We start from the raw sequence: 25,971 nt of genomic DNA, 5'->3' as shown, positions 1-25,971 counted from the left end.
AGCCATGCTTATGATATCAGCTGGTTCTTGATTGCGTAGTAGGTGAGGTCCGCGTTCGTCTTCAAGCTCATTTTCTCCATGATGCGGGTACGGTAGGTGCTGACGGTTTTCACGCTGATGCAGAGTTCCTCACCGATTTCAGTGGCGCTCAGTCCGCTCGCGAGCTTGAAGAATACCTGGAACTCACGGTCGGAGAGGGTTTCGTGGAGAAGCTTTTCCGAAGGGTTGCTCAGCTCGTTGGTCATGAGCTCGGCCAGTTCCGCCGAAATGTAGCGCTTGCCGTTGGCGACGGTGCGGATCGCCTTGATGATCTCGTCCGAATCGGCATCCTTGGACAAATAGCCCTTGCAGCCGCTGCGCATGAGGTTAAGCGCATATTGCTCCTCGCCGTAGCCGCTCAAGATCAATACCGGTAGTTCGGGTGCGACATGGCGCAAGTCGTGCAGGGTATCCACGCCATTCTTGTCGGGCATGGCGATGTCCATGACGATGGCATCATACTGGTTACTTCTGACCAGCTTGATGGCTTCCAGCCCGGACGCGGCTTCGCCGGCTACCTCGAGGTCGGATTCCAGCTCGATGAGGTTGCGCAATCCCTGTCGGACAATATTGTGGTCATCAACTAATAATATCTTTTTCATGTGTGCTGACGATCCTTATTATTGGTTGGTCATTCTTTATGGATACTAAGATGGCTTGCCGGTATCCGCAAGCCATCTTCAAGACCATGCCATGAGGTCGACATGGACAATGTATTAATCGTCCTTGCTCAAGGCATATCCGACCAGGACGCCAGCTCCCACGGCAAGCGACAATGTGAGCAACGAGCGCTTACGCAGCCATTTGCTTGACTGGATGCGGCTACTCTTCAATACCTGCGACAGTTCTTTGTCCAGCGACTCGGACCAGTCGGAGAAGTTTTCCGTGAGCTGCTGGATGACATGCTCGGTGGCGCTGCCGTGCGCATCCGGGTCCAGCACGTCCTTGAGGCTTTCCAGCAATGCGATCGCTTCTTTCTTGCTGTCGCGGGCCTTGCTTTCCAGTTTGCGCCCCAGCTTGCGAACGGAGGCCTTGCCGGCCTTGGCGCTATCGCTCAAGGCTTCCTGGGCGGTTCCCGCCAACTCGGAGGCTTGGTCTTTAATCTCGGATTGTGTGTTGCTGTTGAACATGTCGTGCTCCAATACTGTCTATGGGGGGATTTCGGTGAATCTGGACTATTTTCCTGGTGGATATCGAGCAGTTGGTCAGCGTTTATGGAAAATGCCGGCAACCAGCGACACGATGGTGATGATCAGGAAAACGAAGAACAGGATTTTGGCAATTTCTGCCGCACCTGCCGCAATACCGCTAAAGCCGAAAAAAGCTGCAATCAGCGCGATCACGAAAAATATCACGGAATAATGCAACATTATTTTTCTCCTTGGTTGTTCGGTGTACGGTTTACACTGTAGGCTTTTGATCGGCCCGGAATTAGCAGACAGCCACTGAATCGCTTGTCAGAAAAGACTTACACGATGTTTGGAATACCATGAATATCAAAGCCATCGGCAACAAAATAACCGAATGGGGCGAAAGCTTGGTCAGGCGGCTCGGGGGAAGGGTGCTGGCGATCTTGTTTGCCTCCATGATCCTGGCATTGGTTTCCGTCATGTTCACTGACGCCTGGCTGGTCGAGCTTGAGCAGCAAAACACCCAGATAGACCAAGTGCAGCGCAATATTGCGGTATTGCAGCAATTGCGTACCAGCCTCAACCTGGCCGAGAGCGCGCAGCGCGGATATTTGCTGACCCAGCGCCAGGAACTGGTCACCACCTTCAATCAGGAAATCGAGGCCTCGCGCCGCCATATCCGCAAGATTGAAGGCTTGTTCAACGGCCAGACGGTCGTCATGCGCGGCAAGCAGGAGCAAAATTGGCTGATTGCCTTGAACTCGACCCTGGAAGCCAAAAATGCGGAAATGAAGCTGGCCATTTCCCTGGTGCAGTCCGGCAAGGCGGAAGAAGCGATGCAAGTGATCAAGCTGGACCAGGGCGTCATCGAGATGGCGAGGTTCATGCAGTATTCGCAAATACTGCTGAACCAGCAGCGCGAAGCGCAGGCGCAGTTGGTAAAGAAACGCGAGCAGACCATCGTCATCACGCGCATCGCCTTGGTCGGTACGGCGCTGATCCTGCTCCTGCTCGTGATCATGGTGATCCGGCAATTGGTGCAGGAAATGAACAGCCGCGACCATTTGCGTCAGCAGCTGGCACGGGATTGCGCAGCCTACGAGGAGCGCATCCGCAGCAATTCCTACATGATGAAGACGTTGGCCTTGGATTACCAGTCCGACGTGGAGCGCGCGCGGCAAAAGCTGGCGCGCGACCTGCATGACGAGCTGGGCTCGATTCTCACAGCCACCAAGATGGATATTTCCTGGACGATACGACGAGTGAAGGACCAGGACCCGGAGATCGTGGAAAAGCTCGATAAGACCATGCGCTACCTGAACCAGGGCATCCAGTTCAAGCGGCAGGTGGTGCAGAACCTGCATCCTTCCATCATCACCACCATCGGCTTCTGGCCGGCATTGAAGTCCCTGATCGAGGATATGGCGGAACGCAACGACTGGAAGCTGGACCTCATCCTGCCAAATGAGCAGATCGAGCTGCCCGAAACGCTGGGCCTGATCGCCTATCGCGTGGTGCAGGAGAGCCTGAATAACGCAAGCAAGTATGCCTACGCCACCAAAGTGTCGGTGCATATGGTGGATGCGCTGGATTACCTCAAGCTGGAGATCGAGGACAACGGCGTGGGGGCGGACCTGGACAAGACTTCCGCCAGCACCCACGGCCTTTCCGGCATCCGCAACCGCATCATGGCGATCGGTGGGCGCGTGGATATCACCAGCGCGCCCAACCGGGGTTTCCACCTGGTGGCGATAATCCCAACCAAGCTTTAAGGGCAGGTTTTAAGAGGCTTGAGCTAGAAACGCAGGAACAGCGATGTGGAAAGGACATGGTTCATGCGGTCGAACTCATGTCCGCGGACATATTGGTTGACATAGCCGATCTCGAGCCGGGCATTTTGCGCCGCCTGCCAGGCTATTCCGGCAAACGCGCGGTTCTGGTCGAAGCCGCTCATGGCGCCCCAGTCCGTGCTGCGGGTGCTGACGAACAGCTCATCCCATAACAGCCAGCTCAGCGATTCCGTCCCCTCGATCTTCTTGATGGCGCGCACCAGTTGGCGTACACGGTGGCCTGTGTCGTGCCCGGTATCGAAATTGCGTTGTTCCAGCCGCGTGCGGCTCGTGATGACAATGCCGTTCGAGGTCGGGGGAAAGGTGTACATGAATTGCTGCCACCAGCGCTGCTCGTGGTTGGTGCCTTGTGCTGTGTGCGTCCTGACGTCGGCATAACCCAGCCAGATGCTTGCACGGTCTGAAACCCAGTAATTGACCGCCGGTCGGATCAAGGTCTGGTCGTGCTCCCGTCCTTCCTCCTTCAAACGCGGCTGCAACTCCGCGTACCAGCCGATGCGGCTTTCCTTCGCCAGCTTGCCTTCCATGGTCAGGTTGAACCAGAGCCGGCTATCTTCCTCGACCTCGGCATATGTCCAGCAGGCGCTTGTGCCCAGTACCCCAATCGACAATCCGCGCAGCAAGCGTATGGTATTAAATCTCATGCAATTTCCTTCTCTTGATCCAATCTGTCGTCGTGACGACCGGCAAGGTTGATCGTTGAGGGTGTGACTGTAACCCACGCATACATAAAAGGCGAGTTTGGAGGGCGAATCCGCAGCCAGGTTGTCAGTTGCCTCTGACACGATTTGCAGCGGCGCGCTGACGGTGGCGGATGTCGGATGACATTACCATGCATGCATGTTTCACGATTTACCGTCCTACCTACAGAGGAGAGCAATATGCATCGTTCTATCAAGACCAATATCATTTCCGCCGCCATCAGTGTATTGCTGGGAACCGCTGCAAGCGGTGCGTGGGCGGTATCGGTTTCCGGCGAGCTCAACCAGAGCCCCGACGTGAAGCAGTTCCATGAACTGGACACCAATAACGACGGCCACTTGAACTATACCGAGGCCAGCCGCGACAGCTTCTACACCAAGGAGCATTTCAATGCCGCCGACAAGAACAAGGACGCCAAGCTGACCCAGGAGGAATACAGCAACTACAAAACCGCCCAGCAGAAGAAGGAAGTGGGCCGCGTAGTGGATGACAGCACCATCACTGCCAAGGTCAAGGCGAACATCCTGAAGGAGGAAGGCTTCAAGGGCCTGCAAGTCAGTGTGGAAACCTACAAGGGCGTGGTGCAGTTGAGCGGTTTCGTCAACAGCAAGGCCCAGATCCAGAAAGCCGGCGAAGTGGCCAAGGCGGTTGAAGGCGTGAAATCGGTCAAGAACAACCTGATCGTCAAGGGCTAAACGGCAAGCAAGTAGCCATATAAAAAAGCCTGTGGTTGTCCACAGGCTTTTTTACTTTCTACCGTTAGCGACGCATGGTGTCCTGGTGCGGCAGCTTCATGCCGGGCTGTGCGCCATGCTCGACGAAAATCAGCTTGCTGGTGTCGAAGCCGAGGTGCTGGGCCCTGGCAATCAGTTCCGCCTTGACCGGGTAGGAAAGCTCGGGCGTGCGCGAGAGTATCCAGAGGTATTCGCGATTGGGTCCCGCCACCAGCGAGAAATTATAATTGACGTGGTCCAGCACCAATATGTTGTAGGCGCCGTAGAACGGGCCGAAGAACGATACCTTCAATTTGCCGGTATCCGGGCCGTCGACAAAATAGGCTTTGCCTTCCGCCTCTTTCCAGGCTTGTTTTTCCGGGTCGTATCCGCGGTTGATCACTTTCAGGCCGCCGTCCTCGCGTTTGCTATAGGTCGCGGTGACCTGTTGCAAGCCTCGCTCGAACGAATGGTCCAGGCGCGCGATCTCGTACCAGGTGCCCAGGTATTGGTCAGGCTTGAAATGCGTGACGGGCTGTAAGCCCTGGGGCGTCCCCGTGCCGGTGCAAGCCAACAGGCAGCATACGAGCATCAAGCAAAATATGCGTTTCATGATCATCATGTTCCCTTCATCCGGCCCTTCTATTTCCCTGGTGCCTGCCGCGCAATGAAGCGGTCCAGCGCAGCCGCAAACGCCTGCCGGTCTGCTTGGCTGAATGAGGCGGGGCCGCCTAGTTCCACGCCGCTGCTGCGCAGATCCTCCATGAAGTGCCGCATGGCAAGCCGCTCGCCTATGCTGCCCTTGTCGTACATTTCCCCGCGCGGGTTGAGCGCGTAGCCCTCCTTGGCGATCACTTCCGCCGCAAGCGGAATGTCCGCGGTAATGACAAGGTCGCCCGGCTGGAGTTTCTGCACGATCTCCTTGTCTGCCACATCGAACCCGCCTGGCACCTGCAAGGCGCGGATATGGGGCGAGGGCGGCACACGCAGCAGTTTGTTGGCGACCAGCGTGACCATGATGCCGGTGCGGTCCGCAGCGCGGAATAGGATTTCCTTCACCGCTACCGGACAGGCGTCCGCATCAACCCAGATCTGCATGGCGGCCGGCCTTTGCGTTAGTTTGCATATTCTTCCAATACTTCCAGGAACGCGTCGCCGTAATGCGCCAGCTTGGCGGCGCCTATGCCGCTGATGCGGCCCATTTCCGTCAGGCTGCCGGGTTTCTGGTTGAGGATTTCCAGCAGGGTGCTGTCGTGGAAAATGACATACGGCGGCACTTCCTGCTCGCGGGCGAGTTCCAGTCGCTTGGCCTTGAGCGCGAGCCAGAGCGGGTCGTCCTGCACTTCCTTGTAGGCCTCGCGGCTGCGGCTGGCGCGTTCGGCTTTGCTTGCTGTGCGCGTGGCAGGCGGATCGCTGCGCAGCCAGATTTCCGTTTCCCCGCGCAGCAGCGGCCTGGCTTCCTCGGTGAGGCGCAGGCCGCCGTAGCCTTCCATGTCGGTGGAAAGCAGCCCGGCCGCCACCAGCTGGCGGAACACGCTGCTCCATTGCGCCTGGCTCAGGGTCTTGCCGATGCCGAAGGTGGTCAGCGAGTGGTGGTTGAAGCGCTTGATCTGGTCGGTCGTCTTGCCCAGCAGGATGTCGATGAGGTGGCCCGCGCCGAAGCGCTGGCCGCTGCGGTATACGCATGAAAGCGCCATGCGCGCGGCTTCGGTGCCATTCCAGGTGTCCACCGGGTTGAGGCAGTTGTCGCATTGCCCGCAATTGCCCGGATGCTGCTCGCCGAAATAGCGCAAGATGGCCTGGTGGCGGCAGGCAGTGGATTCGCAATAGCCGAGCAGGGCGTCCAGCTTCTGGCGTTCCAGGCGCTTTCTTTCTTCGGGCGTGTCGCCGCCGTCGAGCAATTGGCGCATGTTGACCAGGTCGCCCAGGCCATACACCATCCATGCGTCCGCATCCAGGCCGTCGCGCCCGGCGCGGCCGGTTTCCTGGTAATAGCCCTCCATGCTCTTGGGCAGGTCGAGGTGGACGACGAAGCGCACGTTGGGCTTGTCTATGCCCATGCCGAAGGCCACGGTGGCGACCATGATGATGCCTTCCTCGCGCAGGAAGCGCTGCTGGTTGGCCTGGCGCAGGCTGGCGTCCAGCCCGGCATGGTAAGGCAGCGCATCCCAGCCTTGCTCCTTGAGCCAGGCCGCCGTCTCTTCCACCTTGCGCCGCGACAAGCAATAGATGATGCCTGCGTCGTTGGGGTGTTCGGATTCGAGGAAGCTGAGCAACTGCTTGCGGGCGTTGTTTTTCAACGCCACGCGGTAGCGGATGTTCGGGCGGTCGAAGCTGGAAACGAATTGCCGCGCGCTTTCCAGGCCCAGGCGCTCAACGATCTCGTTGCGGGTCGGCGTATCGGCGGTAGCGGTGAGCGCGATGCGCGGCACCTCGGGAAACTCCTGGTGCAGCACTGTGAGCTGACGGTATTCGGGCCGGAAGTCGTGCCCCCATTGCGACACGCAATGCGCCTCGTCGATCGCGAACAGGGCGATGCCGAAGCGCTGCTGGATTTCGTGCAAGGTACTGAGAAAGTTCGGCGTCATCAGCCGCTCGGGCGCGACATACAACACCTTCATCTCGCCGCGCATCAACGCCTGGTAGACGTTGCGCGCGCTATCGCCGTCCAGGCTGGAATTGAGGAAGGCGGCTTGAATGCCAAGCTGGCGCAAGGCATCCACCTGATCCTGCATCAAGGCGATGAGCGGGGAAACGACAATGCCGACGCCTTGCCGCAACAGCGCCGGAATCTGGTAGCAAAGCGACTTGCCGCCGCCGGTCGGCATCAGCACCAGCGCATCGCCGCCGTCGGCCACATGGTTGACGATGGCTTCCTGCTCGCCGCGGAAGGCGCTGTAGCCGAAGGTTTGCTCCAGCAGTTGCTGGGCCGCAGTGTTCGCCTGCATGCTTTTCAGATACTAGCGGCGGCCCCGGTTGGGACGCTGCCCTGGGTTATTGTGGAATTGGCGCTTGGGCGGCTGTGGTGGCACGAACAATCCGACTTGCGGCATGGCCTGGTGGCGCGCGGCTTCGGACAAGAATTTTTCCGGCTTCTTGTTGGCTTGGTCGGTTTGGGCTTGGGGCTTGCTGCGCTGACCTTGCGTTTGCTGCTGGCCTGGCTGTTGTTGGCCTTGCGCGCGCTGCGGCCTGGCTTGGTTTTTTCCTTGGTTGTTCCTGCCTTGGCGCGGCTTGTTGCCTGAGCGCGGCTCGGCGTTATTGCCACTGGCGTCGTCGCGTTCGCGCTGGCCTTGCGGGCGGTTGTTCCTGGCCTGGCGGGTTTGCGCAGGCTGCTGTTGCCTTGGCGGGCGGCTTTCTGCGGCAGGTTTTTCGCTAGGTATAAAGTCGCCAGGAATATCTAGTTTTGGAATTTCGCGCTTGATGAGGCGCTCAATACCCTTGAGCAGCTTGACTTCCTCGCCATCCACCAGCGAAACGGCAGCGCCCGAGCAACCGGCGCGGCCGGTACGGCCAATACGGTGTACGTAGTCTTCCGGCACGTTGGGCAGCTCGAAGTTCACCACTTGCGGCAATTGGTCGATGTCGAGGCCGCGCGCGGCAATATCGGTCGCTACCAGCACCGGCAGGGTGCCGTCCTTGAATTCGGCCAGCGCCTTGGTGCGGGCGGATTGGCTCTTGTTGCCGTGAATCGCGGCAGCGGCGATGCCGTCCTTGCTGAGCTTTTCCGCTAGGCGGTTGGCGCCGTGCTTGGTGCGGGTGAATATCAGCACTTGCTTCCAGTCATGGTGGCGGATCAGGTGCGCGACCAGATCGCGCTTGTGCCCCTGGTTCACCAAATGCACTGTCTGCTCGACCAGTTCCGATGCCGTATTGCGGCGGGCCACTTCCACGTAGCCTGGGTTGTGCAGCAGGCCGTCGGCCAGTTCCTTGATCTCGTCGGAGAACGTGGCGGAGAACAGCAGGTTCTGGCGCTTTTTCGGCAGTAACGCCAGCACGCGCTTGATGTCACGGATGAAGCCCATGTCCAGCATGCGGTCCGCCTCGTCCAGCACCAGGATCTCGATCGTGGACAGGTCTATGGTTTTCTGCGCAGCGTGGTCGAGCAGGCGGCCGGGCGTGGCGACCAGGATATCCAGCGGCTTCTTCAGGCGCTCGATCTGCGGGTTGATGCCCACGCCGCCGAACATCACCATGGATTTCAGCTTCAGGTGCTTGCCGTAGGTCTGTACCGATTCTTCCACCTGGGCGGCAAGCTCGCGCGTCGGGGTCAGGATCAGGCAGCGCGGCTGGCCTGGCGGGGCCTTGATCGGCTTGGAATGCAGCAGGTGCAGCAAAGGCAGGGTAAAGCCCGCTGTCTTGCCAGTGCCCGTCTGGGCGCCGGCCAGGAGGTCGCCGCCGTTCAGCACCAGGGGAATGGCCTGGGCCTGGATCGGGGTGGGGTTGGTGTAGCCGGTATCGGCAATCGCGCGCAGAATGGGTTCTGCCAGGCCGAGATCGGAAAATTGTAGGTTGGAAAGCGTAATGCTTACGTCAGAAGACAAGCTGAAACTCCATTATATTCAAGGGTGTTTTGTCGGCCTGTTACGATGACATAACTCCAATCTAGGCAGACAGCAGGAAGGTATCTGTTAGGATTCAAGACCGCTGCGCGGATTGGATGTAGCGCAGGGAACAGGGATTATACGGCAAAAGTAGGCATGGTGTGGCTGTGCAGACTGAAAATATATATGTCGTCATGCCGGGCTTGCCCCGGCATTCGTACATCACCGATATTACGGCTGCCGTATCGGCGCTACCGCCTCCAGCATCGCTGCATCCAGCCAGCGCCATTCTCCCAATGCCAGGTCGTCCGGCAAGGCAAGGCCGCCGATGCGGATGCGCTTCAATGCCTCGACCCGGTTGCTCACCGCGGCCAGCATGCGCTTGACCTGATGGTATTTCCCTTCTGCCAGCGTCAGGTGCAGCACATGGTCGCCGACCACTTCTGCCGCCAGCGCGGCAACCGGCGCCGGTTCGTCCAGCAGTTGCACGCCGCTCAGCAGCGCAGCGATTTGCGTTTCATCCAAAGGATGCTTGGTGGTGACTTCGTAGACCTTGGGCACTTTCCATTTGGGCGAGCTCATGCGGTGGATGAACTGCCCGTCATCCGAGAGCAGCAGCAACCCTGTCGTGTCCTCGTCCAGCCTGCCTATGCTCTGCACGCCGCGTTCCAGCAGCGGCGCGGGCAGCAGGCTGAAAATGCTCGGGTGGTGCTGCGGCTTGTGCGAGCATTCATAGTGCGCGGGCTTGTTCAGCATCAGGTAGGCTTGTGTGCGGAATTGCCATGCTTCGCCGCGCACGGTGAAATTGAGGTTCTCGGGATCAAACTCGGAAAAGGGGAAATCGCACACCTCGCCGTTCACGGTGACCTCGCCGTGGCGGATCATCGAGCGGCAAATCTTGCGGGAGCCAAAGCCCTGCGAATGCAGGATACGTTCAAGTTGCATAGATTGAATAAGGAGTTATGGCTGATAAGTAGGAAGATCGGCATCGCAAGCGGGCTTGACCCACTTGCCGCTGATGGATGAGTTCTGGTTCACGGGCAGGCCCTGCGCAATGCCCTGCATGGAAATGTTGCCCTGGAACGCGCTGTCGCTGAGCAAGGTCATGTCGAAGCGGCCGTTGCCCTTGATCGCGCCATTGCAGCTGACGTCCCCGGTGACTTTGTCGCCGTTGTGCTGGTAGTTGCGAACGCTGCAGCCGTCTTCCGTCTGCGGCAGCAGCGGCTGTTTCAGCTTGGCCTGCTCAGGCGTAATGCATTGCTGTGTCACGATCGCATTGCCGCCTACCGGCAGCTCGATGCCGAATTGCCGCAACTGTTCCAGTTGCTCAGGCGCAATGGCGGGCAGGCCTTGTATCGTCACGGAGGTTTCCCACTGGCCCGGCTTGATCTGGTCGATGGCAAGTGCCGGCAAGGGGCTGAGGAACAGGGCACACAAACATAATCTTGCAATGCGGTTGGGCATGAGCTGGCGTGGTGTCGACAATAAGTGGGACAAGTATAACATCCGGGAGCCGGCCGCCTGGAATCAAGCGAAGCAATCAAGGAAAGTATGCTGCCTTTTCAGGCAGGGAGTGCATTAGTGTGATTTAAAATATGCTGACCGATGCCGCTGCATGCCAAGCCTTGAAGTTATCCAATCTTATGCGAGGATCCCTATGAAGCCCTACGTCGTCTTGTTCATGCTAATTGCTTTTTTCCAAGTGCTTCCAGCCAATGCCGGGGAGAAAAGCTGTATCGCGGAGGCGGGCAAACGCCACGCCGAGATGCTGGTGAAATGGTGCAGGAGCGTCAGCCCCGCGACGCATCCGCCCTGCAATGCGGCGAATAGCTGCGATTTGGTCATTGACGAGATCAAGCGCGGCTGTGCGTTCCTCAAGAACGAGAAGAACCCGCCTTATTATTGTCGGCTGACGTATGCCGATAGCGATGAGTAAAGCGTTTCGCTAGGGATGTTCCCTTGGCGGTGTCGGCATGAGAATCGTGCATAGTCCCAGGCTGATCAGGGATATCAGGGCAGGGAGTGTATAATAACCATGTTGCAATATTGGTTAATTGGCAGCCGGTAATGTGCGGGGCTTGCCATGCAACTTCTTTGTTTAATCCAGAAGCGAGTCAAAATGAGCGAATTACCTAATTGTCCCCAATGCAGTTCCAGTTATACCTACCAGGATGGCGGCTTATTCATCTGCCCGGAATGCGCGCATGAGTGGACGACCGACAGCGCTGAAGCGGCAGGCAGCGATTTCATCGTCAAGGACGCCAACGGCAATCTGCTGCAGGACGGCGACACGATTACCGTGATCAAGGACCTCAAGGTCAAGGGTTCTTCGCTGGTGGTCAAGGTGGGCACCAAGGTCAAGAATATCCGCCTGGTGGATAGCGATCACAACATTGACTGCAAGATCGACGGCATCGGCGCGATGAAGCTGAAATCGGAGTTCGTGAAAAAGGCCTGAGCCATGAACGACATCAGCTTCGAGGATTTTCTCAAGGTGGAATTGCGCGTGGGCGAAGTGGTTGCCGCCGAGATATTCGCGGCAGCCCGCAAGCCCGCTTACATATTGCATGTCGATTTCGGCCCGGAGATCGGGATATTGAAATCCAGTGCCCAAATTACTGTGCATTACCAGCCGGATGAATTGATCGGCAAACAGGTGGTCGCGGTGGTGAATTTTCCTGCGAAGCAGATCGGCCCGATTCAGTCGCAATGTCTGGTGACCGGGTTCCATGATGAGAACGGCGCGGTGGCTTTGTGCGTGCCGGATAAATTGGTGCCTAAGGGGACGAGGCTGCTTTGATATGATTTTTTTATGAGTAAGTGTAGCTACTATATGCGATACAGCATGATCTGATTATCTGCAAAATTTTAGGCGAGCTAAATTGCTGATATCTATCGTATTGAAGTGATTGGCATGGCGATTGACTTAGGCCGCCATGCTTCAATACCATCTGTCCATCTAAAATATAGTTAGGTTGCTTTCATGTTCGATATCTCGATTCCAAAAATTGGAAACAAATGGTGGCTGCAAGCCCCAATTTTCGGTGTGGCCATTACTCTCGCTTTTTGGTTTACACGATCCGCAGGGATTGAAGCTTTTGCAAGTCCTATAGATCCTGCCAAAATTATCGTTTTTGGATTGTGCCTAATCGCTATCGAAAGAATAATTCGCTTTTTGGTCTGGCTTGTTATTCTTCTTGTGAACCCATCGTTTATAAACCGTGAAACCTAACTATCAGTTAAATCGATCACCAAAAGCTCAACTTTTGCCGTCGGGTTAATTCAGGCGGTATGTGGAGTAGCGAGAGTTTCAAGTCATCACTAGGAATACTTTATGGAAACGCAAGAACTGCATCGAGGCCGTCTGATTGACCATATTCAGTTGGTAGTGCAAGACCTTTGTGCCAGCCAAGCCTTTTATGCCGCTGTTCTTGCTTCTCTGAATGTCCCGATGGGCGGCACTGGTGACGGTTTTTTCTGGGCCGATGAGCTGTTTGTAACGTCTGTTGATAGCCCAGCAGCGCTGGGAGCCTTGACAGGTCGCCATCACTTAGCGTTTCAAGCGCAGGATCGAGCGATGGTCGACAGCTTTTACAAGGCCGCGCTTGCGCATGGCGGCAAGGACAATGGTGCCCCCGGGGAGCGTGTTTATCATCCCGGCTACTACGCTGCTTTCGTCTTAGATCCAGATGGCAATAATATCGAAGCTGTCTATCACGGTGAGGCGATTCGAAGCTCTGCCTCTGTGGTGATCACTTTCTAGCCGTGATGTTTATTAAATGAACAATGGCCAATCCAAATTACCAATGCCGCTGAATGCGGCATTGGTATTTTCAGGCAATGGTTTTTCAGCACTGCCAGCGCAACGCGGCGGTATGCACCGGACTATCCCAGTGTTGCCTGATTTCATCATCAAGCAGGGTGACGGTGATGGAAGCCCCTGCCATGTCGAGGGCGGTGGTGTAGTTGCCCACCAGTGAGCGGCTGATGACGAGTCCGTGCTCCTGCAGCAGCTTGGCCGCGCTGTTGTAGAGCAGGTACAACTCCATGAGCGGGGTGGCGGCGAAGCCGTTGATCAATAGCAGGACTTCGCTGCCCGGCGTTGGCTTGAGGTCTTCCAGGATAGCGGCGACCAGGTCTGCGACGATGGCGTCGGCGTTGCGCATTGCTTCGCGTCTGCGGCCCGGTTCGCCGTGGATGCCCACGCCCATTTCCAGTTCGGTGTCGCCGATATCGAAGGTTGGCCGGCCCGCTGCGGGCACGGTACAGCTGGTGAGGGCGACACCCATGGAGGCGGTGCGGCTGTTGACCTTGTCGCCGAGCGCCTTGCAGGCGGCGAGGTCGGCCCCGGTCTCGGCCAGGCTGCCCACGACCTTTTCGACAATCATCGTGCCTGCTACGCCGCGGCGGCCGGTGGTGTAGGTGGAGTTCTCCACCGCGACATCGTCGCTGGTGAGCACGGTGGCGTTTTCGAACGGCAGCATCTCGGCCGCCATCTCGAAGTTCATCACGTCGCCGGCATAGTTCTTGACGATGAAGAGCACGCCTTTGCCGGCATGCACGGCTTCGGCCGCTGCCAGCATCTGGTCTGGCGAAGGGGAGGTAAACACATGGCCGGGGCATGCGGCATCCAGCATGCCGTAGCCTATGTAACCGCTGTGCAGCGGCTCATGGCCCGAGCCGCCGCCGGAGATGATGGCGACCTTGTTTTCTGCTTTTTCCCTGCGGGTGAGGAAGTGCGGTTCCAGGTTGAGGCTGACGATGTCCGCATGCGCCGCGGCAAAGCCGCTCAGGCTTTCGGTGAGGATGTCGTCGACGTTATTGATGAATTTTTTCATGTTTTTCTCTCCTCCTTTGCGCTGGCTTCAGGCAGCCTGGTGCTGTTTTGCCAGTTCGGTGATGGTGTGGATGATGATCTGGCTGCTGCGCGCGCCGGGATCGATATGGCCGATGGCGCGTTCGCCGAGGAAGGCGGCGCGGCCCTTAGTGGCGATCATGTCCTTGGTGGACAGCATGCCTTGTTCTGCGGCCTGCTGGAGGGCGTCGAATACCTGGACCGGGCCAGCGTTCGCTGCTGTAAGGCGGCTGAAAGTGTCCGCTACCGGGATCAGGGTATCCAGCATGGTTTTCTCGCCGGCATCGGCCTTGCCGCGCTGCTTGATGGCCTCGACGCTGGCATGGAAGGCGGCGGCGATTTCGGTCAGGCTGCTGATGTCGCCGGCTTTTTCCACCTTGGCCATGGTCATGAAGAAGGTCGCGATCAGCGGGCCTGAGGCGCCGCCTATGGTGGAAAGCAATTTCATGCCGATGCGTTGCAACGCGTCGGCAGGCGCTAGCGGTGCGAGCTCCTCACGCATAGCGAGCAGGGTGGCGCAGCCGCGCTTGAGGTTGATGAAATGGTCGCCGTCTCCGATCTCGCGGTCCAGCGACTCCAGCTCGGCCTCGCTGTTGAGCACGGCCTCATTGACCGCGGCGATGGCTTCAAGGATGAATTCGGTTCTCATTAAATATTTCCAGGCCTCTTCCAGATTTCTTCCACCTGGCCGTTGTCGGCCACGAATACGGCATCGGCAAGCTCCTCGAACACGCCATGCTCGACTATGCCCGGGACGTCGTTGAGCAGCTGGTTGAGCTCGTCGCTCTTGAAGGTTTTGGGCAGCGCGAGCTCCAGCACCAGGCTGCCATGGGAGGTGATGGCCCAGCCGTCCTTGGCGGCATTCTGCCGCAGGCTGCTTGCGACGCCGAGTTGTTGCAATGAGGCTTGGACCAGTTGCCAGGCAAACGGGATGACTTCGACCGGGATGGGGAATTTCTCGCCCAGGCGGCTCACCAGCTTGCTTTTGTCGACCAGCACGATGAAGCGCTCGCTGGCGCGGGCCAGCAGTTTTTCGCGTACGAGGTCGTAGCCGCGCCCCTTGAGCAGGGCGAGGTTGGTGGTGACTTCGTCCGCGCCGTCCACGTAGAGGTCGAGCTTGCCAAGATGTTCCAGCGCCACCAAGGGCAAGCCTTGCTCCTGCGCCTTGATGGTGCTGGCCACCGAGCTGGCGGCTGCGGTGATGTGCAGGCCTTCCTCGCGGTGGCGGCGCGCGAGCTCCTCGATAAAGTAGTTGGCGGTCGAGCCGGTGCCCAGGCCAACCACCATGCCATCCTGCACGTGCCGTGCCGCCTGTATGGCGACGAGTTGTTTGTCGTTCATCGGGTCTCCTCCGTTGTAGCGGTGCAGGCTCTCGAACAGGGAATCGGGTAGAATGGCCCTGTCTCAAGCTGCGTGCGATTTTTCATGACATTTAAACATATCACCTCCCGCGATAACAGCCTGTTCAAGCAATTGAAGAAACTGGCCGACAATGCGCGGGAGCGGCGTAAGAACAATGAAACCCTGCTGGACGGGGCGCATTTGCTCACGGCCTATATCGAGCGTTTCGGCATGCCGAAACTGCTGGTGGTCGCCGAGGGCGAATCCACCAACGAGGTGGTCGGCCTGTTGCAGGCGCTTTCCGATGTGCCGACTGTGATGTTCACGACCTTGATGTTCGCCGAACTCTCGCCGGTGGCGACGCCGACCGGGATTCTTGCGCTAGTGGATATTCCGCAATTGCCGCTGCCCGAGCAGCCGGATTTCCTCCTGATGCTGGAGGATATCCAGGACCCTGGCAACCTGGGCAGCATGCTGCGTTCCGCAGCCGCGGCCGGGGTAGAGGGAGTCTATTTGTCGCTAGGTTGCACGGATGCCTGGTCGCCCAAGGCCTTGCGCGGCGGACAGGGGGCGCAGTTCGTGTTGCCGATTGTCGAGCGTGCCGATCTGGTGCAGGCGGCGCAGGCATTCGCCGGACAGACGCTGGCGACTACGCTGGTGGGGGAGCCGCTCTACGGCATGGACTTGCAACAGCCGACGGCGTTCGTGATCGGCAATGAGGGCGCCGGCTTGAGTGAGTCGCTGATTGCCGCCGCCAGCCGCCAGGTGAGCATCCCCATGGCCGGGCAGGTGGAGTCGCTGAACGCCGCGGCGGCAACTGCGGTATGCCTGTTTGAGCGCAGCCGCCAGAAGGCGGCGCATAGTTAGGATAGCCCGGCTAGTGGCGGACGTTGTTGCCGGGCAGGACGATTTCCGCGGTGAATAGTTGCTCGGCATCCACCTGGTCGAAATGATATTCCGCGTTGCAGAAGTCGCAATTGATATCAATGGTGTGTTGCTCGGCCAGGATGTCGGCGACTTCTTCTTCCCCCAGCATGCGCAGCATGTTGCCCACGCTCTCGCGCGAACAGCTGCAATGGAACTTGATGGCTTGTTCCTTGAACAGCCGCACGTCTTCTTCATTGAACAAACGCTTGATCAATGACACCGCGGCGAGGTCGAGCAGTTCTTCGTCCTGCACCGTATCTGCCAGCATGGTGATGCGGTTCCAGGCATCGGGGTCGGCATTATCGGGCTGGTCGGGCAGTTTCTGCACCAGCATGCCTGCTGCGCTCTTGCCGTTGCAGGCGAGCCACATGCGGGTGTCGATCTGTTCCGAGCGCTGCATGTAGTTCTGCAGTATTTCGGCGATGCTGGCGCCCTCGACCGGCACAATGCCCTGGTAAGCCTGGCCGCCGTCGCGGGGATCCAGCGTGATCACGAAATGCCCGTCGCTGACCATGTCGCTGAAGCTCGTCGCGCCGAGGTCTTCCGACCACTTTGCCGTGGCGCGTATGCCGAGGTCCGACGTGCATTCCACCACCAACAGCTTCAATGGCCCCTTGCCCTGCACCTGTAGCACCAACGCGCCTCCTTGCAGCTTGAGCGTGGCGGCCAGCAGGACGCTCGCGGCCATGAGCTCGCCCAGCGCCTGGCTCAGGACGGCAGGAAAGTCGTGGTGTTGCAAGGCCTGGCTGAAGCTTTCGTCCAGATGGACGATATTGCCGCGCACGGAAGTACTTTCAAACAGGAAGCGGTGCAGTTGGTCACTGATTTGCATGGAATCTCAAGGAGTGATGAATATTGCTGTTGACGGTAATGATACCACCGTGCTGCCGGGATATTGCGCGCTGTTAGTGCTGAGGCTGTTGATTCTGCGTCGGGATGGCCCTCCGGCGTGGAATCCGGCTTGGCTGCCAATGTTGCATGGCCCATCGCCATATACCGGCACAAGAATCTCTACGCAACTCATCAGGGGGTGATTGCTGCAAAAATGTCAATACTTGCCATAAATCCTCTGTTTTATTAAGGCTGTCCAATGCTTGTGCCAGCGTCTGCTTGCTGAGCTTTTCCCCTGCGGCGTTTGTTGCGACGGGCACATGCAAGTAGGCGGGAGTGGCGAAACCCAGCGCCCGCTGCAGGAAAATCTGTCTCGGAGTAGAGTCCAGCAGGTCGGCGCCGCGTACGACATGCGTGATGCCTTGCATCTCGTCATCCACGACCACCGCAAGCTGGTAGGCAAACAAACCATCGGCACGCTTGAGGACGAAATCCCCGATATCGCGCGATAGCACCTGGCTGATTTTCCCCTGCACCGCATCATGGAAGCTGATGGGGCGGTCGTCCGCCTTGATGCGCCATGCGCGGGCGCTTTTGCCGGGAGCCAAGCCGTGGCGGCAGGTGCCCGGATACACCAGGCCGTCAGTGCCATGTACGGCGGAATCTGCAATCTCCTTGCGCGAGCATCCGCACGGATAGAGCAGGCCGCGTGAGGCCAGCTGCTGCAAGGCATCCTGGTAATACGCATCGCGCTGGCTTTGGTACACCACCTCGCCATCCCATTCAAAGCCGTATTCCTCCAATGTGCGCAGGATCAAGCCGGCGCCGCCCGGCATTTGCCTGGGCAGGTCCAGGTCCTCGATGCGCACCAGCCACTCGCCTTGCCTGCTGCGCGCATCCAGGTAGCTTGCGACCGCGGCAATCAGGGAGCCAATATGCAGCGGTCCGGTGGGAGAGGGGGCGAAGCGGCCCCTGGCCTTGGGAGTCTGTGCCACCGCAGCGGGCCCTAGTAAAGGGGGTTGGACGGCACAGGTTGCAGGTAGGGCGGGATATGCCAGCTTTGCAGGTGGCGGCCCAGCATGACCAGCTCGCAGGAAAGGCGGTCGCTGCCACGCGCGCTGACCTCGAATTGATAGGTGCGCCGCAATTGCATGCGGCCGCGGCTGTTTCGGCCGAACCAGACCTTGCTGCAGGAAACGGTTTCGTCCAGCAGTTGCAGGTTCCAGCGTTCCGCCAGTTCCCGTCCGCAGGCAATGGCTTGTTCGCGGCTGGCGATGCTGTCTATCCAGTACCAGGCGCCGATGACGGCAATGATGAGCAAATAGAGTTCCATTATGGCTTCAGTGGGTCGGGTTCTTCTTCGGGTTCGTCTTCATGCAGCGAGAGCGTATCGATGCGCGCGCTGTTGTCCTCCGCAGCGGCATGCTTGCCGTGCAGCTTGAAGCGAAGGCGCAGCTCGTTGTAGGAGTCGGCGTTGCGCAGTGCGTCCTCTTCCGTGATGCGGCCTTCCTCGCATAATGCAAACAGGGCCTGGTCGAAAGTCTGCATGCCTAGCTCGACCGATTTCGCCATCGCGTCCTTGATCATATTGGTTTCGCCCTTGAGGATGAGGTCGGCGACCAAGGGCGAATTGAGCAGGATCTCAATCGCGGCGCAGCGTCCACCGCCTTTCTTCGGCACCAGGCGCTGCGAGATGAAGCCGCGCAGGTTGAGCGAGAGATCCATGTGCAACTGCGCATGCCGTTCTTCCGGAAAGAAGTTGATGATGCGGTCTATGGCCTGGTTGGCGCTGTTGGCGTGCAGGGTCGCCATGCATAGGTGGCCGGTCTCGGCAAACGCCAGGGCGAATTCCATGGTTTCGCGGTCGCGGATTTCGCCGATGAGGATGACGTCGGGCGCCTGTCGCAAGGTGTTCTTGAGCGCGCTGAACCAATCGTTGGTGTCGCGCCCGACTTCGCGGTGCGTGATCAGGCAGTTCTTGCTCGCATGCACGTATTCCACCGGGTCTTCCACGGTGATGATGTGGCCATGGCTGTTTTCGTTGCGGTAGTCGATCAAGGCCGCAAGGGTGGTGGACTTGCCCGAGCCGGTGCCGCCGACGAGGATCACCAGGCCGCGCTTGGCCATGATGACCTCCTTGAGCACGGGCGGCAGGCCGAGGTCGTCGAAGCGCGGGATCTGCGTGGTGATGGTGCGCAGCACCATGCCGACCTTCTCCTGCTGGATGAAGACATTGACGCGGAAGCGGCCTATCTCTTTGGGCCAGATGGCGAAATTACATTCCTTGCTCTGCTCGAACTCCAGCCGCTGCTTTTCGCTCATGAGCGCGTAGGCGAAGGCCTTGGTGTGCTCGCCGCTCAGTTTCTGCTGGGTGACCGGCGTCATCTTGCCGTCTATCTTCATCGCGGGCGGAAAGTCCGCGGAGATGAACAAGTCGGACGCTTTCTTCTCCAGCATGGAGCGCAGCAGCGTGTGCATATAGGCCAGGGCCTGTTCCTGATTCATGCCAAATCCAATCCGGGATGCGGGTTATAAGGGCCGTCAATAGCCAATGGGCAGACGCCATATTAAATGAGGTTGAACGCCGCTGTCATTATGTCCGGCCCCGGCTGCCTTGTCCGCATTCCGAAGCTGGGCCAGCCGCGCTCGGGAAACGAAGCGCGCTTAGGTTTTATATGGGGTCATGGATTCCTACGCTCAATAGCCTAAATTTAATTTGGCGGATGCCGCTAATATGCTTACACTGCCATGGCGTTTCTATTGGAAACTGTTTTCTGAATTGACTGCAAGCGAGTTGTACCAAGTCCATGAACGATATCCGCGAACGCGAGGCCATGAATGCCTATCTCAAGCTGCTCAAGAACAAGGGAGTCGACAATGAGGGGCTGAGACAGCGGGAGCACTGGCTTCTAGCGCTGTTGCCCGCCATTGCGGGGCAACCGGCGGACGGCCTGATCTACCGGGAGGCCGTCGAACACCTGCTGACCGAAGTAGAGCGCGAGCAATGGCCGTTCTTCCTTTCCGTGGTGCGCGAGTACTACCATTTCTGGAACCACGACATCAAGGCCATCGCCGCCTTGAATGCCGGTCAGGAGTTCGAGCTCAACCCGGCCAAGTGGCAGCCTGTCGAGCAGGATCTCAAGACGTTATGGCAGCGCCTGGACAGCGAGAAGTTCGGCGTGGCCGACACCTGGCCGCTCAAGGCCTATAGCTATGCATTGCGCCAGGAGGGGGCGGACCAGGCGTTGGTCGATACCCGGATGCGGCTGGTCAAGCTCTTATTGCTCAAGCTGCGGGATGCGCCTGAACGCGACCACAAGGTGTATCGCCAGGCGGTGAACGCCACGGTCGGCATTTTCACCATGAAGCCCACCCAGCGGTTGTTTCTCGCCGTGGTGCGCGAGTTCTATTATTTCTGGATCGGCGACCCGGACGCGGTCAGCCACATCCAGATCGAGCGCGCGGACAATATCGCCTGAGAGGGCCGCGTAGCTGTTCCCAATGCTTTTCCGGCGACCGGGTTTTCGCATATGCCCATACGCCGCGCTGCTTATTTCAATGCGTCGAGCTTGCGCTCCAGCTGTTCGCAAATGGTCTTGAGTATCTTGATGCGGGCATATTTCTTGTCGTTGGATTCGACCAGGGTCCAAGGCGCCTGCTCCGTGCTGGTGCGGTCTATCATGTCGCAGACGGCGCGCTGGTAATCGTCCCATTTCTCGCGGTTGCGCCAGTCTTCATCCGTGATCTTGTAGCGCTTGAATGCAGTGTCCTCCCTGGCCTTGAAGCGCGCCAACTGTTCTTCCTGGTCGATATGCAGCCAGAATTTAACGAGCACGATGTCGTGGCTGACCAATTGTTCCTCGAAGTCGTTGATCTCGGCATAGGCGCGCATCCAGTCCTGCGTGCTGCAAAATCCTTCCACCCGTTCCACTAAAACACGGCCGTACCAGGTGCGGTCGAAGATCGTGACGCGCCCGCGTCTGGGCAACTGGCGCCAGAAGCGCCACAGGTAAGGCTGGGCGCTTTCCTCGTCAGAAGGCGCCGAGATCGGGACGATGCTATAGGTGCGGGCATCCATGGCCTGGGTGACGCGGCGGATGGCGCCGCCCTTGCCGGCAGCGTCGACGCCCTCGAAAGCGATGATCACCGAAATCTGCTGGAATTTTTCATGGCGGGTGAGCAGGTTGAGCTTGCCCTGATATTCCTCCAAGCGTTCTTCGTAATCGTCCTTGTCCAGGGATTTTTTCAGGTCCAATGTGTTCAGCACATTGAGGCTGTCCGCCGCCGTCAATGCGAGCGCGGGCGCTGCCGCCTTGCGGGGAGGGGGCGCCTTGCTATCCAGGCGGTTGCGTATGGTCTCCAGCAGGTATTTGCCCGTGGTCAGGCTGCGGTAATTGGGGTCGAAGCCTTCGATGACCAGCCAGGGCGCGTTGGCGGTGCTGGTCTCGCGCAGGATATGGCCGGTGAGCGTGCGGAATTCGTCATAGTGCTTGAGATGCTGCTTGTCCTGCTCCGTGACGCGCCAGCGCGTCTTTGGATTGGCTTCCAGCTCGGCAATGCGGTTTTTCTGTTGTTTTTTCGAGAGATGGAACCAGAGCTTGATGACGAGCGCCCCTTCATCCGTGAGCATGCGTTCGAAGCGCACAATATCGCTGAGGCGGCTGTCGAGCTTCTTGCGCAGTTTTCCGCTCGACATGTTTTCCAGAATGGGCGCGGTATACCATGACCCGAAGAAAATCCCGATCTTGCCCTTGGGCGGCAGTTCGCGCCAAAAGCGCCACATGCGGGGGCGCTCCGCCTCGTCTTCCGTGGCTGGGCCAAAAGCGCAAGTGTGGATCAGGCGCGGGTCCATCCATTCATTGAGCAGGTTGGCGGTTTCCCCCTTGCCTGCGCCATCCACGCCGCCGATCAGGATCAAGACGGGGAAAGCCTTGGATTCCGCCAGGTCGAACTGGATGTCAAGCAGGGCCTCGCGCAAGGCGGGCACTTCTTTCTTATAAAGTTCATCGTCGAGACTGTGGCCGAGCTCAGCGGATTCAAACATGGCGTATTCCCTGATGAGATCGGTCCATGGTGCAGAATTTCTCTGCAAGTGTCAAAGCTCCGTAGTCAAGTCTTCCATGGAGTTGCACGTTATTGGTGCAATGCACAGTTGATGGATCATATTTGGTGCTTCCTTATTTCGATAGATTTATAAAACTATTTAAAAACAAAGGCATGATGAGTGGCGTAGTTTTTGCTATGTATTCCCCGCTATAAAATAAACGGAGGAGATGACATGGACTCAACACAGTCGGGAAACGACGTATTTTTCATATTGCTGGGCGCCATTATGGTGCTTGCCATGCATGCAGGGTTTGCCTTCCTCGAAGTGGGCACCGTGCGCCGCAAGAACCAGGTCAACGCCCTGGTCAAGATCATGGTGGATTTCTCGGTATCCACCATCGCCTATTTTTTCATCGGGTATGGCGTGGCCTACGGCGTGGGCTTCCTGCAAGGGGCGGAGTCGCTTTCTGCGCACCATGGATATGAGCTGGTGAAGTTCTTTTTCCTGCTGACGTTTGCGGCAGCCATCCCCGCCATCATTTCCGGCGGCATTGCCGAGCGGGCCAAATTCAACCCTCAGATGGCCGCGACCTTTGTCATCGTCGGCGTGGTATACCCCTTCTTCGAGGGCATCGCCTGGAACGGCCATTTCGGCTTTCAGGATTGGCTGGAAGCGGCTTTCGGCGCTCCCTACCATGACTTTGCCGGTTCTGTCGTCGTGCATGCGATGGGCGGATGGATCGCGCTGGCGGCCGTATTGCTCCTTGGCCCTCGCATCGGCCGCTACAGCAAGGACGGCAGGCTGCATGCCTTCCCGCCGTCCAGCATTCCCTTCCTGGCGCTGGGCGCCTGGATACTCACGGTCGGCTGGTTCGGCTTCAACGTCATGTCTGCCCAGACGGTCGATGCGGTGACCGGCCTGGTGGCGCTCAATTCATTGATGGCCATGGTCGGCGGCACGCTCGCGGCATTGCTTGCCGGCAAGAACGATCCCGGCTTCGTGCATAACGGCCCCTTGGCTGGTTTGGTGGCGATTTGCGCAGGCTCAGACGTGGTCAACCCGCTGGGGGCATTGGCGATCGGGCTGGCGGCTGGCGCGGTGTTCGTCTGGACTTTTACCTTGACCCAGAACCGTTGGAGGATTGACGACGTACTCGGTGTCTGGCCCTTGCATGGCATTTGCGGCGCCTGGGGCGGCGTGGCTGCCGGTATCTTTGGCGCGACTGCGCTGGGCGGCATGGGCGGCGTCAGCCTGGCGTCGCAACTGCTGGGCACTGCCTTGGGCCTGGTGATTGCCTTGAGCGGCGGTTTTGCAGTCTACGGCATATTGAAATTGCTGGTCGGACTGCGGCTGGATGCCGAGCAGGAGTATGACGGCGCCGACCTTTCCATCCACAAGATCGCAGCTACGCCCAACCTGGCTGCAGGGCAGGATGAATAGCGGTAACAACTTGCTGGGGAAATAGTGCCAGCCGCGCGATTCAGGGCTCTGTCTGGGCGATTGGGCCGTGAACATGGTATCTTGCGAAGCTCATAGTGACGAGACGTATTGATGCTCAGGCAGACCAAGATATTGTTATGGCGCTTATTGGCCGTGATCGCGCTGATTCTCGGCGTGATCGGGGCGTTCCTGCCGATCATGCCCACGGTGCCGTTCGTGCTGCTGGCGGCATGGGCAGGCGGGCATGGCTGGCCGCAACTGGAGCATTACCTGCTCAACCACCCCAAGTATGGGCATCATATTCGCGATTGGCGCGAGCGCGGCGCAGTGTCGCGCAAGGCGAAATACCTGGCGGTGTTCATGATGTCGTGCAGCGCAACCGGGTTATGGTTCTCGCCAGCGCCATTATGGGCCAAATGGGGCGTGACCGTCACCATGGCGACTGTGGCGGTCTGGCTGTTGCTGCGCCCGGAACCTGTGCCGTGCAAGCAGGAATGACCAAAACCCTCTTACAATTGCCCGACCGTGTCGTAATTTTTGTACTGCCTGCGGCAGGGCAACGCATTAACGCGCTTGTCAGCTGCTCCGAGCCAGGGCTGCGCTGGTGCCGGCCCATGCTAGAATGCGGCCCATGTCGAAATTTCATGTCCTGATCCCGGCAGCCGGCACAGGCAGCCGCATGGGGGCCGAATTGCCCAAGCAATACTTGCCGTTGAACGGCAAGCCGCTCATCCATCATGCCTTGTCTCTTTTCTCAGCTGCGCCCCGCATCAGCGCCGTGCACGTCGTGATCGCGCCGGATGACCATTTGTGGCAGAAATATAGCGCCGCTGATCTGGACGCAAAGGTGGTCGTGCATGCGCTGGGCGGCGCAACCCGTGCAGCCACGGTATTGAACGGACTGGAAGCGATTGCGCCACAAGCGGCGGATGACGACTGGATATTGGTGCATGACGCGGCGCGGCCGGGATTGAGCATGGCAATGCTGGACCGCTTGCTGGACAGCGTGCAGGACGATGCGGTGGGCGGCCTGCTCGCGATCCCGCTGGCCGATACGCTCAAGCGAGCCGATGCCGGGCAGCGCGTCGCCAATACGGAGCCGAGGGACGGCCTGTGGCAGGCGCAGACGCCGCAGATGTTCCGTTACGCCTTGTTGAAAAAGGCGTTGCGCCAGGCCGGCGGAGCCCCGACGGACGAAGCGCAGGCGGTGGAAGCGCTCGGCTACAGTCCCAAGCTGGTGCCCGGCGAGCTGAGAAACCTCAAGATTACCTATCCGCAGGATTTACAATTGGCAGAAGCGATTCTGCTTGCAGATGCCAGGGAGCAGACAACATCATGATCAGAGTAGGAAACGGATTTGACGTGCATCAATTGGTGGAAGGACGGCCTTGCATCATCGGCGGGGTGGACATCCCGTTTGCGAAGGGATTGAAAGGGCACTCGGATGCCGATGTGCTGCTGCACGCCGTCAGCGACGCCTTGCTGGGGGCTGCGGCATTGGGCGATATCGGCAAGCATTTCCCCGATACCGACGAGCGCTTCAAGGGAGCAAATTCCCGGGCCTTGTTGCGCCATGTCGTAGCCTTGCTCAAGGCCAGGCATTACAACGTCGTGAACATTGATGCGACGATTATCGCGGAAGCGCCCAAAATGGCACCCCACATTGCGCAAATGGTACAGCATATCGCGGAGGATTGCGGTATCCCGGCGGACTGCGTCAACGTGAAGGCCACCACCAGCGAAAAGCTGGGTTTCACCGGGCGCGGCGAGGGTATTGCGGCGCAGGCGGTATGCCTGATCCAGCGCTACCAGATTTAAAGCGCTGCGGGGGCATCCGGTTGCTTTCACAAAACTGCTCTGAACTGGGGTTTTCCGCATGTTGCAATGCCGGGCGATTTGCATGGATGCCCCCGGAGCCCTTCGTCATTTCGGGTGATTTAGCAGGCTCGGATTGAGCCGGTATAACGAATATATGCTTATGCCTTGAGCAGGACGATGACGGCGCCGCTGCCGCCATCCTGCTGCCGCGCCTGGGCATAGGCGATGACTTCATCCTTCTGCATCAGCCAGTTGCGTAATTTGTGCTTGAGCACGGGCTCGCGGTTGCGCGAGCTCAGGCCCTTGCCATGGATGATGCGCACGCAGCGGATGCCGCGCTTCCTGCAGTGGGCAAGGAATTCGGCAACATAGACGCGCGCTTCGTCGCTGACCATGCCATGCAGGTCTATCGCGGCCTGCACCACCCAATGGCCGCGGCGCAGCTTGCTCAGGATGTCGGGGGAATGCCCATCGCGCAGGTAGAGCAGCTCTTCGCCGCTTTCGAGCTCGTGGGCAGGAATGTAGCCGTCGCTCAAGGAATCGGCCAGGGCCTGGCGCTCGTCGCGCAGGAACTGGCGCGGAATGGGCTTGGGAGAAGGCGGCTGATGGTATAGCCGGGATGGCTTGAGCGGGCGCACATCCTTGACTGCATCAAGGAACAGCCTGCTTTCATCGTCCTTGTCGTCTTGTTCTGCCATCTGCTGCCAACCGAAAAAGAGGCCCGCAGGGAGGCCCTG

General features: G+C 58.8%; 32 protein-coding genes. 13 read left to right on the top strand and 19 right to left on the bottom strand.

Translation table 11 applies throughout. From position 1 onward, the window contains the following. Positions 1–8 precede the first annotated feature (8 nt). The 3 genes from ACJSDX_RS07685 to ACJSDX_RS07675 form a co-directional block, all read right to left on the bottom strand. Positions 9–641 (bottom strand): response regulator, encoded by a 633-nt coding sequence (locus ACJSDX_RS07685; protein ID WP_309564886.1) that lies wholly within the window; start codon positions 639–641, stop codon positions 9–11. A 114-nt stretch (positions 642–755) separates the two neighbouring features. Further along, entirely contained in the window at positions 756–1,169 is a 414-nt protein-coding gene (locus ACJSDX_RS07680; RefSeq protein ID WP_407994202.1) for a hypothetical protein, read from the bottom strand. A gap of 75 nt (positions 1,170–1,244) precedes the next feature. Next, complete coding sequence (locus ACJSDX_RS07675; RefSeq protein ID WP_048811867.1) at positions 1,245–1,409, bottom strand: DUF1328 domain-containing protein; 165 nt, start codon at positions 1,407–1,409, stop codon at positions 1,245–1,247. Positions 1,410–1,528: 119 nt separating this feature from the next. Here ACJSDX_RS07675 and ACJSDX_RS07670 point away from each other — a divergent pair, with 119 nt between their 5' ends. Then, on the top strand, positions 1,529–2,941 hold the full coding sequence (locus ACJSDX_RS07670; RefSeq protein ID WP_407994201.1) for a sensor histidine kinase: 1,413 nt from the start codon (positions 1,529–1,531) through the stop codon (positions 2,939–2,941). Positions 2,942–2,964: 23 nt separating this feature from the next. On the opposite strand, the gene ACJSDX_RS07665 is transcribed toward ACJSDX_RS07670, so the two are convergent. Next, the gene (locus tag ACJSDX_RS07665; RefSeq protein ID WP_407994200.1) at positions 2,965–3,663 is read right to left on the bottom strand and encodes a DUF2490 domain-containing protein; all 699 of its coding nucleotides are present in this window, start codon (positions 3,661–3,663) and stop codon (positions 2,965–2,967) included. Between the two features lie 237 nt (positions 3,664–3,900). Between ACJSDX_RS07665 and ACJSDX_RS07660 the strand changes: the two genes are divergently transcribed. Continuing rightward, positions 3,901–4,416 (top strand): BON domain-containing protein, encoded by a 516-nt coding sequence (locus tag ACJSDX_RS07660; protein WP_407994199.1) that lies wholly within the window; start codon positions 3,901–3,903, stop codon positions 4,414–4,416. A gap of 64 nt (positions 4,417–4,480) precedes the next feature. Here ACJSDX_RS07660 and ACJSDX_RS07655 read toward each other — a convergent pair whose 3' ends face one another. The 6 genes from ACJSDX_RS07655 to ACJSDX_RS07630 form a co-directional block, all read right to left on the bottom strand. Next, positions 4,481–5,047 carry a lipocalin family protein gene (locus ACJSDX_RS07655; protein ID WP_510355934.1) on the bottom strand — a complete coding sequence of 189 codons (567 nt, stop codon included), beginning with the start codon at positions 5,045–5,047 and terminating at the stop codon, positions 4,481–4,483. A gap of 29 nt (positions 5,048–5,076) precedes the next feature. Next, positions 5,077–5,532, bottom strand: coding sequence for a YaiI/YqxD family protein (locus tag ACJSDX_RS07650; protein ID WP_407994197.1), 456 nt, complete (start codon positions 5,530–5,532; stop codon positions 5,077–5,079). A 17-nt stretch (positions 5,533–5,549) separates the two neighbouring features. Next, positions 5,550–7,382: a DNA helicase RecQ gene (gene recQ, locus ACJSDX_RS07645; RefSeq protein WP_407994196.1), complete on the bottom strand. Its 1,833-nt coding sequence runs from the start codon at positions 7,380–7,382 to the stop codon at positions 5,550–5,552. A 12-nt stretch (positions 7,383–7,394) separates the two neighbouring features. Beyond that, positions 7,395–8,975 (bottom strand): DEAD/DEAH box helicase, encoded by a 1,581-nt coding sequence (locus ACJSDX_RS07640; RefSeq protein ID WP_407994195.1) that lies wholly within the window; start codon positions 8,973–8,975, stop codon positions 7,395–7,397. A 231-nt stretch (positions 8,976–9,206) separates the two neighbouring features. Continuing rightward, positions 9,207–9,920, bottom strand: coding sequence for a pseudouridine synthase (locus ACJSDX_RS07635; protein ID WP_407994194.1), 714 nt, complete (start codon positions 9,918–9,920; stop codon positions 9,207–9,209). 15 nt (positions 9,921–9,935) lie between these two features. After that, positions 9,936–10,472: a DUF3617 domain-containing protein gene (locus ACJSDX_RS07630; RefSeq protein WP_407994193.1), complete on the bottom strand. Its 537-nt coding sequence runs from the start codon at positions 10,470–10,472 to the stop codon at positions 9,936–9,938. Positions 10,473–10,632: 160 nt separating this feature from the next. Here ACJSDX_RS07630 and ACJSDX_RS07625 point away from each other — a divergent pair, with 160 nt between their 5' ends. The 5 genes from ACJSDX_RS07625 (at position 10,633) to ACJSDX_RS07605 (ending at position 12,738) form a co-directional block, all read left to right on the top strand. Continuing rightward, positions 10,633–10,911, top strand: a complete 279-nt coding sequence (locus ACJSDX_RS07625; RefSeq protein ID WP_407994192.1) for a hypothetical protein — start codon at positions 10,633–10,635, stop codon at positions 10,909–10,911. 183 nt (positions 10,912–11,094) lie between these two features. Further along, positions 11,095–11,433, top strand: coding sequence for a zinc ribbon domain-containing protein YjdM (locus ACJSDX_RS07620; RefSeq protein ID WP_407994191.1), 339 nt, complete (start codon positions 11,095–11,097; stop codon positions 11,431–11,433). Between the two features lie 3 nt (positions 11,434–11,436). After that, positions 11,437–11,775, top strand: a complete 339-nt coding sequence (locus tag ACJSDX_RS07615; RefSeq protein WP_407994190.1) for a tRNA-binding protein — start codon at positions 11,437–11,439, stop codon at positions 11,773–11,775. Positions 11,776–11,958: 183 nt separating this feature from the next. Next, positions 11,959–12,207, top strand: coding sequence for a hypothetical protein (locus tag ACJSDX_RS07610; RefSeq protein ID WP_407994189.1), 249 nt, complete (start codon positions 11,959–11,961; stop codon positions 12,205–12,207). Positions 12,208–12,309: 102 nt separating this feature from the next. Beyond that, a complete protein-coding gene (locus ACJSDX_RS07605) occupies positions 12,310–12,738 on the top strand; it encodes a VOC family protein (RefSeq protein ID WP_407994188.1) in 429 nt (142 codons plus the stop codon). Positions 12,739–12,823: 85 nt separating this feature from the next. On the opposite strand, the gene dhaK is transcribed toward ACJSDX_RS07605, so the two are convergent. Genes dhaK through rpiA form a run of 3 tightly spaced genes read right to left on the bottom strand, consistent with a single transcriptional unit; the run spans position 12,824 to position 15,171 of the window. Then, positions 12,824–13,813 (bottom strand): dihydroxyacetone kinase subunit DhaK, encoded by a 990-nt coding sequence (gene dhaK, locus ACJSDX_RS07600; protein WP_407994187.1) that lies wholly within the window; start codon positions 13,811–13,813, stop codon positions 12,824–12,826. A gap of 27 nt (positions 13,814–13,840) precedes the next feature. Beyond that, complete coding sequence (gene dhaL, locus ACJSDX_RS07595; protein WP_407994186.1) at positions 13,841–14,479, bottom strand: dihydroxyacetone kinase subunit DhaL; 639 nt, start codon at positions 14,477–14,479, stop codon at positions 13,841–13,843. Then, the gene (rpiA, locus tag ACJSDX_RS07590) at positions 14,479–15,171 is read right to left on the bottom strand and encodes a ribose-5-phosphate isomerase RpiA (RefSeq protein ID WP_407994185.1); all 693 of its coding nucleotides are present in this window, start codon (positions 15,169–15,171) and stop codon (positions 14,479–14,481) included. Before rpiA ends, dhaL begins: the two co-directional genes overlap by 1 nt. Before the next feature lie 84 nt (positions 15,172–15,255). On the opposite strand from rpiA, the gene ACJSDX_RS07585 reads away from it, so the two are divergent. Beyond that, the gene (locus ACJSDX_RS07585) at positions 15,256–16,038 is read left to right on the top strand and encodes a TrmH family RNA methyltransferase (RefSeq protein WP_407994184.1); all 783 of its coding nucleotides are present in this window, start codon (positions 15,256–15,258) and stop codon (positions 16,036–16,038) included. Positions 16,039–16,048: 10 nt separating this feature from the next. On the opposite strand, the gene hslO is transcribed toward ACJSDX_RS07585, so the two are convergent. From hslO to ACJSDX_RS07565, 4 genes are all read right to left on the bottom strand, one after another. After that, positions 16,049–16,930 carry an Hsp33 family molecular chaperone HslO gene (gene hslO, locus ACJSDX_RS07580; RefSeq protein ID WP_407994183.1) on the bottom strand — a complete coding sequence of 294 codons (882 nt, stop codon included), beginning with the start codon at positions 16,928–16,930 and terminating at the stop codon, positions 16,049–16,051. A gap of 73 nt (positions 16,931–17,003) precedes the next feature. Continuing rightward, positions 17,004–17,924 carry a tRNA glutamyl-Q(34) synthetase GluQRS gene (gene gluQRS, locus ACJSDX_RS07575; RefSeq protein ID WP_407994182.1) on the bottom strand — a complete coding sequence of 307 codons (921 nt, stop codon included), beginning with the start codon at positions 17,922–17,924 and terminating at the stop codon, positions 17,004–17,006. An 11-nt stretch (positions 17,925–17,935) separates the two neighbouring features. After that, complete coding sequence (locus ACJSDX_RS07570) at positions 17,936–18,262, bottom strand: DUF3301 domain-containing protein (RefSeq protein WP_407994181.1); 327 nt, start codon at positions 18,260–18,262, stop codon at positions 17,936–17,938. Then, positions 18,262–19,434: a PilT/PilU family type 4a pilus ATPase gene (locus ACJSDX_RS07565; protein ID WP_407994180.1), complete on the bottom strand. Its 1,173-nt coding sequence runs from the start codon at positions 19,432–19,434 to the stop codon at positions 18,262–18,264. Before ACJSDX_RS07565 ends, ACJSDX_RS07570 begins: the two co-directional genes overlap by 1 nt. 302 nt (positions 19,435–19,736) lie before the next feature. On the opposite strand from ACJSDX_RS07565, the gene ACJSDX_RS07560 reads away from it, so the two are divergent. Next, positions 19,737–20,408 carry a hypothetical protein gene (locus ACJSDX_RS07560; protein WP_407994179.1) on the top strand — a complete coding sequence of 224 codons (672 nt, stop codon included), beginning with the start codon at positions 19,737–19,739 and terminating at the stop codon, positions 20,406–20,408. Between the two features lie 71 nt (positions 20,409–20,479). Here ACJSDX_RS07560 and pap read toward each other — a convergent pair whose 3' ends face one another. Beyond that, entirely contained in the window at positions 20,480–21,973 is a 1,494-nt protein-coding gene (pap, locus tag ACJSDX_RS07555) for a polyphosphate:AMP phosphotransferase (RefSeq protein WP_407994178.1), read from the bottom strand. Between the two features lie 234 nt (positions 21,974–22,207). Here pap and ACJSDX_RS07550 point away from each other — a divergent pair, with 234 nt between their 5' ends. The 4 genes from ACJSDX_RS07550 (at position 22,208) to ispF (ending at position 25,234) form a co-directional block, all read left to right on the top strand. Then, positions 22,208–23,416, top strand: coding sequence for an ammonium transporter (locus ACJSDX_RS07550; protein ID WP_407994177.1), 1,209 nt, complete (start codon positions 22,208–22,210; stop codon positions 23,414–23,416). 111 nt (positions 23,417–23,527) lie between these two features. After that, positions 23,528–23,914 (top strand): YbaN family protein, encoded by a 387-nt coding sequence (locus tag ACJSDX_RS07545; RefSeq protein ID WP_407994176.1) that lies wholly within the window; start codon positions 23,528–23,530, stop codon positions 23,912–23,914. A gap of 133 nt (positions 23,915–24,047) precedes the next feature. Next, positions 24,048–24,755: a 2-C-methyl-D-erythritol 4-phosphate cytidylyltransferase gene (gene ispD, locus ACJSDX_RS07540; protein WP_407994175.1), complete on the top strand. Its 708-nt coding sequence runs from the start codon at positions 24,048–24,050 to the stop codon at positions 24,753–24,755. Further along, the gene (ispF, locus tag ACJSDX_RS07535; protein ID WP_407994174.1) at positions 24,752–25,234 is read left to right on the top strand and encodes a 2-C-methyl-D-erythritol 2,4-cyclodiphosphate synthase; all 483 of its coding nucleotides are present in this window, start codon (positions 24,752–24,754) and stop codon (positions 25,232–25,234) included. Before ispD ends, ispF begins: the two co-directional genes overlap by 4 nt. A gap of 158 nt (positions 25,235–25,392) precedes the next feature. Here ispF and ACJSDX_RS07530 read toward each other — a convergent pair whose 3' ends face one another. Further along, entirely contained in the window at positions 25,393–25,932 is a 540-nt protein-coding gene (locus tag ACJSDX_RS07530; protein WP_309564915.1) for a Smr/MutS family protein, read from the bottom strand. Positions 25,933–25,971 lie beyond the last annotated feature (39 nt).

Source organism: Methylobacillus draconifructus, assembly GCF_045984355.1.
Lineage (GTDB): Bacteria > Pseudomonadota > Gammaproteobacteria > Burkholderiales > Methylophilaceae > Methylobacillus > Methylobacillus flagellatus_A.
The sequence above is the reverse complement of the archived record's forward strand: the minus strand, read 5'-3'. Positions and strand labels throughout refer to the sequence as shown.

Excerpts from the sequence above, each read along its gene's own strand:
- ACJSDX_RS07685 (WP_309564886.1), bottom strand. The coding sequence starts at position 641 with ATGAAAAAGATATTATTAGTTGATGACCACAATATTGTCCGACAGGGA.
- ACJSDX_RS07680 (WP_407994202.1), bottom strand. The coding sequence starts at position 1,169 with ATGTTCAACAGCAACACACAATCCGAGATTAAAGACCAAGCCTCCGAG.
- ACJSDX_RS07675 (WP_048811867.1), bottom strand. The coding sequence starts at position 1,409 with ATGTTGCATTATTCCGTGATATTTTTCGTGATCGCGCTGATTGCAGCT.
- ACJSDX_RS07670 (WP_407994201.1), top strand. The coding sequence starts at position 1,529 with ATGAATATCAAAGCCATCGGCAACAAAATAACCGAATGGGGCGAAAGC.
- ACJSDX_RS07665 (WP_407994200.1), bottom strand. The coding sequence starts at position 3,663 with ATGAGATTTAATACCATACGCTTGCTGCGCGGATTGTCGATTGGGGTA.
- ACJSDX_RS07660 (WP_407994199.1), top strand. The coding sequence starts at position 3,901 with ATGCATCGTTCTATCAAGACCAATATCATTTCCGCCGCCATCAGTGTA.
- ACJSDX_RS07655 (WP_510355934.1), bottom strand. The coding sequence starts at position 5,047 with ATGAAACGCATATTTTGCTTGATGCTCGTATGCTGCCTGTTGGCTTGC.
- ACJSDX_RS07650 (WP_407994197.1), bottom strand. The coding sequence starts at position 5,532 with ATGCAGATCTGGGTTGATGCGGACGCCTGTCCGGTAGCGGTGAAGGAA.
- recQ (WP_407994196.1), bottom strand. The coding sequence starts at position 7,382 with ATGCAGGCGAACACTGCGGCCCAGCAACTGCTGGAGCAAACCTTCGGC.
- ACJSDX_RS07635 (WP_407994194.1), bottom strand. The coding sequence starts at position 9,920 with ATGCAACTTGAACGTATCCTGCATTCGCAGGGCTTTGGCTCCCGCAAG.
- ACJSDX_RS07625 (WP_407994192.1), top strand. The coding sequence starts at position 10,633 with ATGAAGCCCTACGTCGTCTTGTTCATGCTAATTGCTTTTTTCCAAGTG.
- ACJSDX_RS07620 (WP_407994191.1), top strand. The coding sequence starts at position 11,095 with ATGAGCGAATTACCTAATTGTCCCCAATGCAGTTCCAGTTATACCTAC.
- ACJSDX_RS07615 (WP_407994190.1), top strand. The coding sequence starts at position 11,437 with ATGAACGACATCAGCTTCGAGGATTTTCTCAAGGTGGAATTGCGCGTG.
- ACJSDX_RS07610 (WP_407994189.1), top strand. The coding sequence starts at position 11,959 with ATGTTCGATATCTCGATTCCAAAAATTGGAAACAAATGGTGGCTGCAA.
- ACJSDX_RS07605 (WP_407994188.1), top strand. The coding sequence starts at position 12,310 with ATGGAAACGCAAGAACTGCATCGAGGCCGTCTGATTGACCATATTCAG.
- dhaK (WP_407994187.1), bottom strand. The coding sequence starts at position 13,813 with ATGAAAAAATTCATCAATAACGTCGACGACATCCTCACCGAAAGCCTG.
- dhaL (WP_407994186.1), bottom strand. The coding sequence starts at position 14,479 with ATGAGAACCGAATTCATCCTTGAAGCCATCGCCGCGGTCAATGAGGCC.
- rpiA (WP_407994185.1), bottom strand. The coding sequence starts at position 15,171 with ATGAACGACAAACAACTCGTCGCCATACAGGCGGCACGGCACGTGCAG.
- ACJSDX_RS07585 (WP_407994184.1), top strand. The coding sequence starts at position 15,256 with ATGACATTTAAACATATCACCTCCCGCGATAACAGCCTGTTCAAGCAA.
- hslO (WP_407994183.1), bottom strand. The coding sequence starts at position 16,930 with ATGCAAATCAGTGACCAACTGCACCGCTTCCTGTTTGAAAGTACTTCC.
- ACJSDX_RS07570 (WP_407994181.1), bottom strand. The coding sequence starts at position 18,262 with ATGGAACTCTATTTGCTCATCATTGCCGTCATCGGCGCCTGGTACTGG.
- ACJSDX_RS07565 (WP_407994180.1), bottom strand. The coding sequence starts at position 19,434 with ATGAATCAGGAACAGGCCCTGGCCTATATGCACACGCTGCTGCGCTCC.
- ACJSDX_RS07560 (WP_407994179.1), top strand. The coding sequence starts at position 19,737 with ATGAACGATATCCGCGAACGCGAGGCCATGAATGCCTATCTCAAGCTG.
- pap (WP_407994178.1), bottom strand. The coding sequence starts at position 21,973 with ATGTTTGAATCCGCTGAGCTCGGCCACAGTCTCGACGATGAACTTTAT.
- ACJSDX_RS07550 (WP_407994177.1), top strand. The coding sequence starts at position 22,208 with ATGGACTCAACACAGTCGGGAAACGACGTATTTTTCATATTGCTGGGC.
- ACJSDX_RS07545 (WP_407994176.1), top strand. The coding sequence starts at position 23,528 with ATGCTCAGGCAGACCAAGATATTGTTATGGCGCTTATTGGCCGTGATC.
- ispD (WP_407994175.1), top strand. The coding sequence starts at position 24,048 with ATGTCGAAATTTCATGTCCTGATCCCGGCAGCCGGCACAGGCAGCCGC.
- ispF (WP_407994174.1), top strand. The coding sequence starts at position 24,752 with ATGATCAGAGTAGGAAACGGATTTGACGTGCATCAATTGGTGGAAGGA.
- ACJSDX_RS07530 (WP_309564915.1), bottom strand. The coding sequence starts at position 25,932 with ATGGCAGAACAAGACGACAAGGACGATGAAAGCAGGCTGTTCCTTGAT.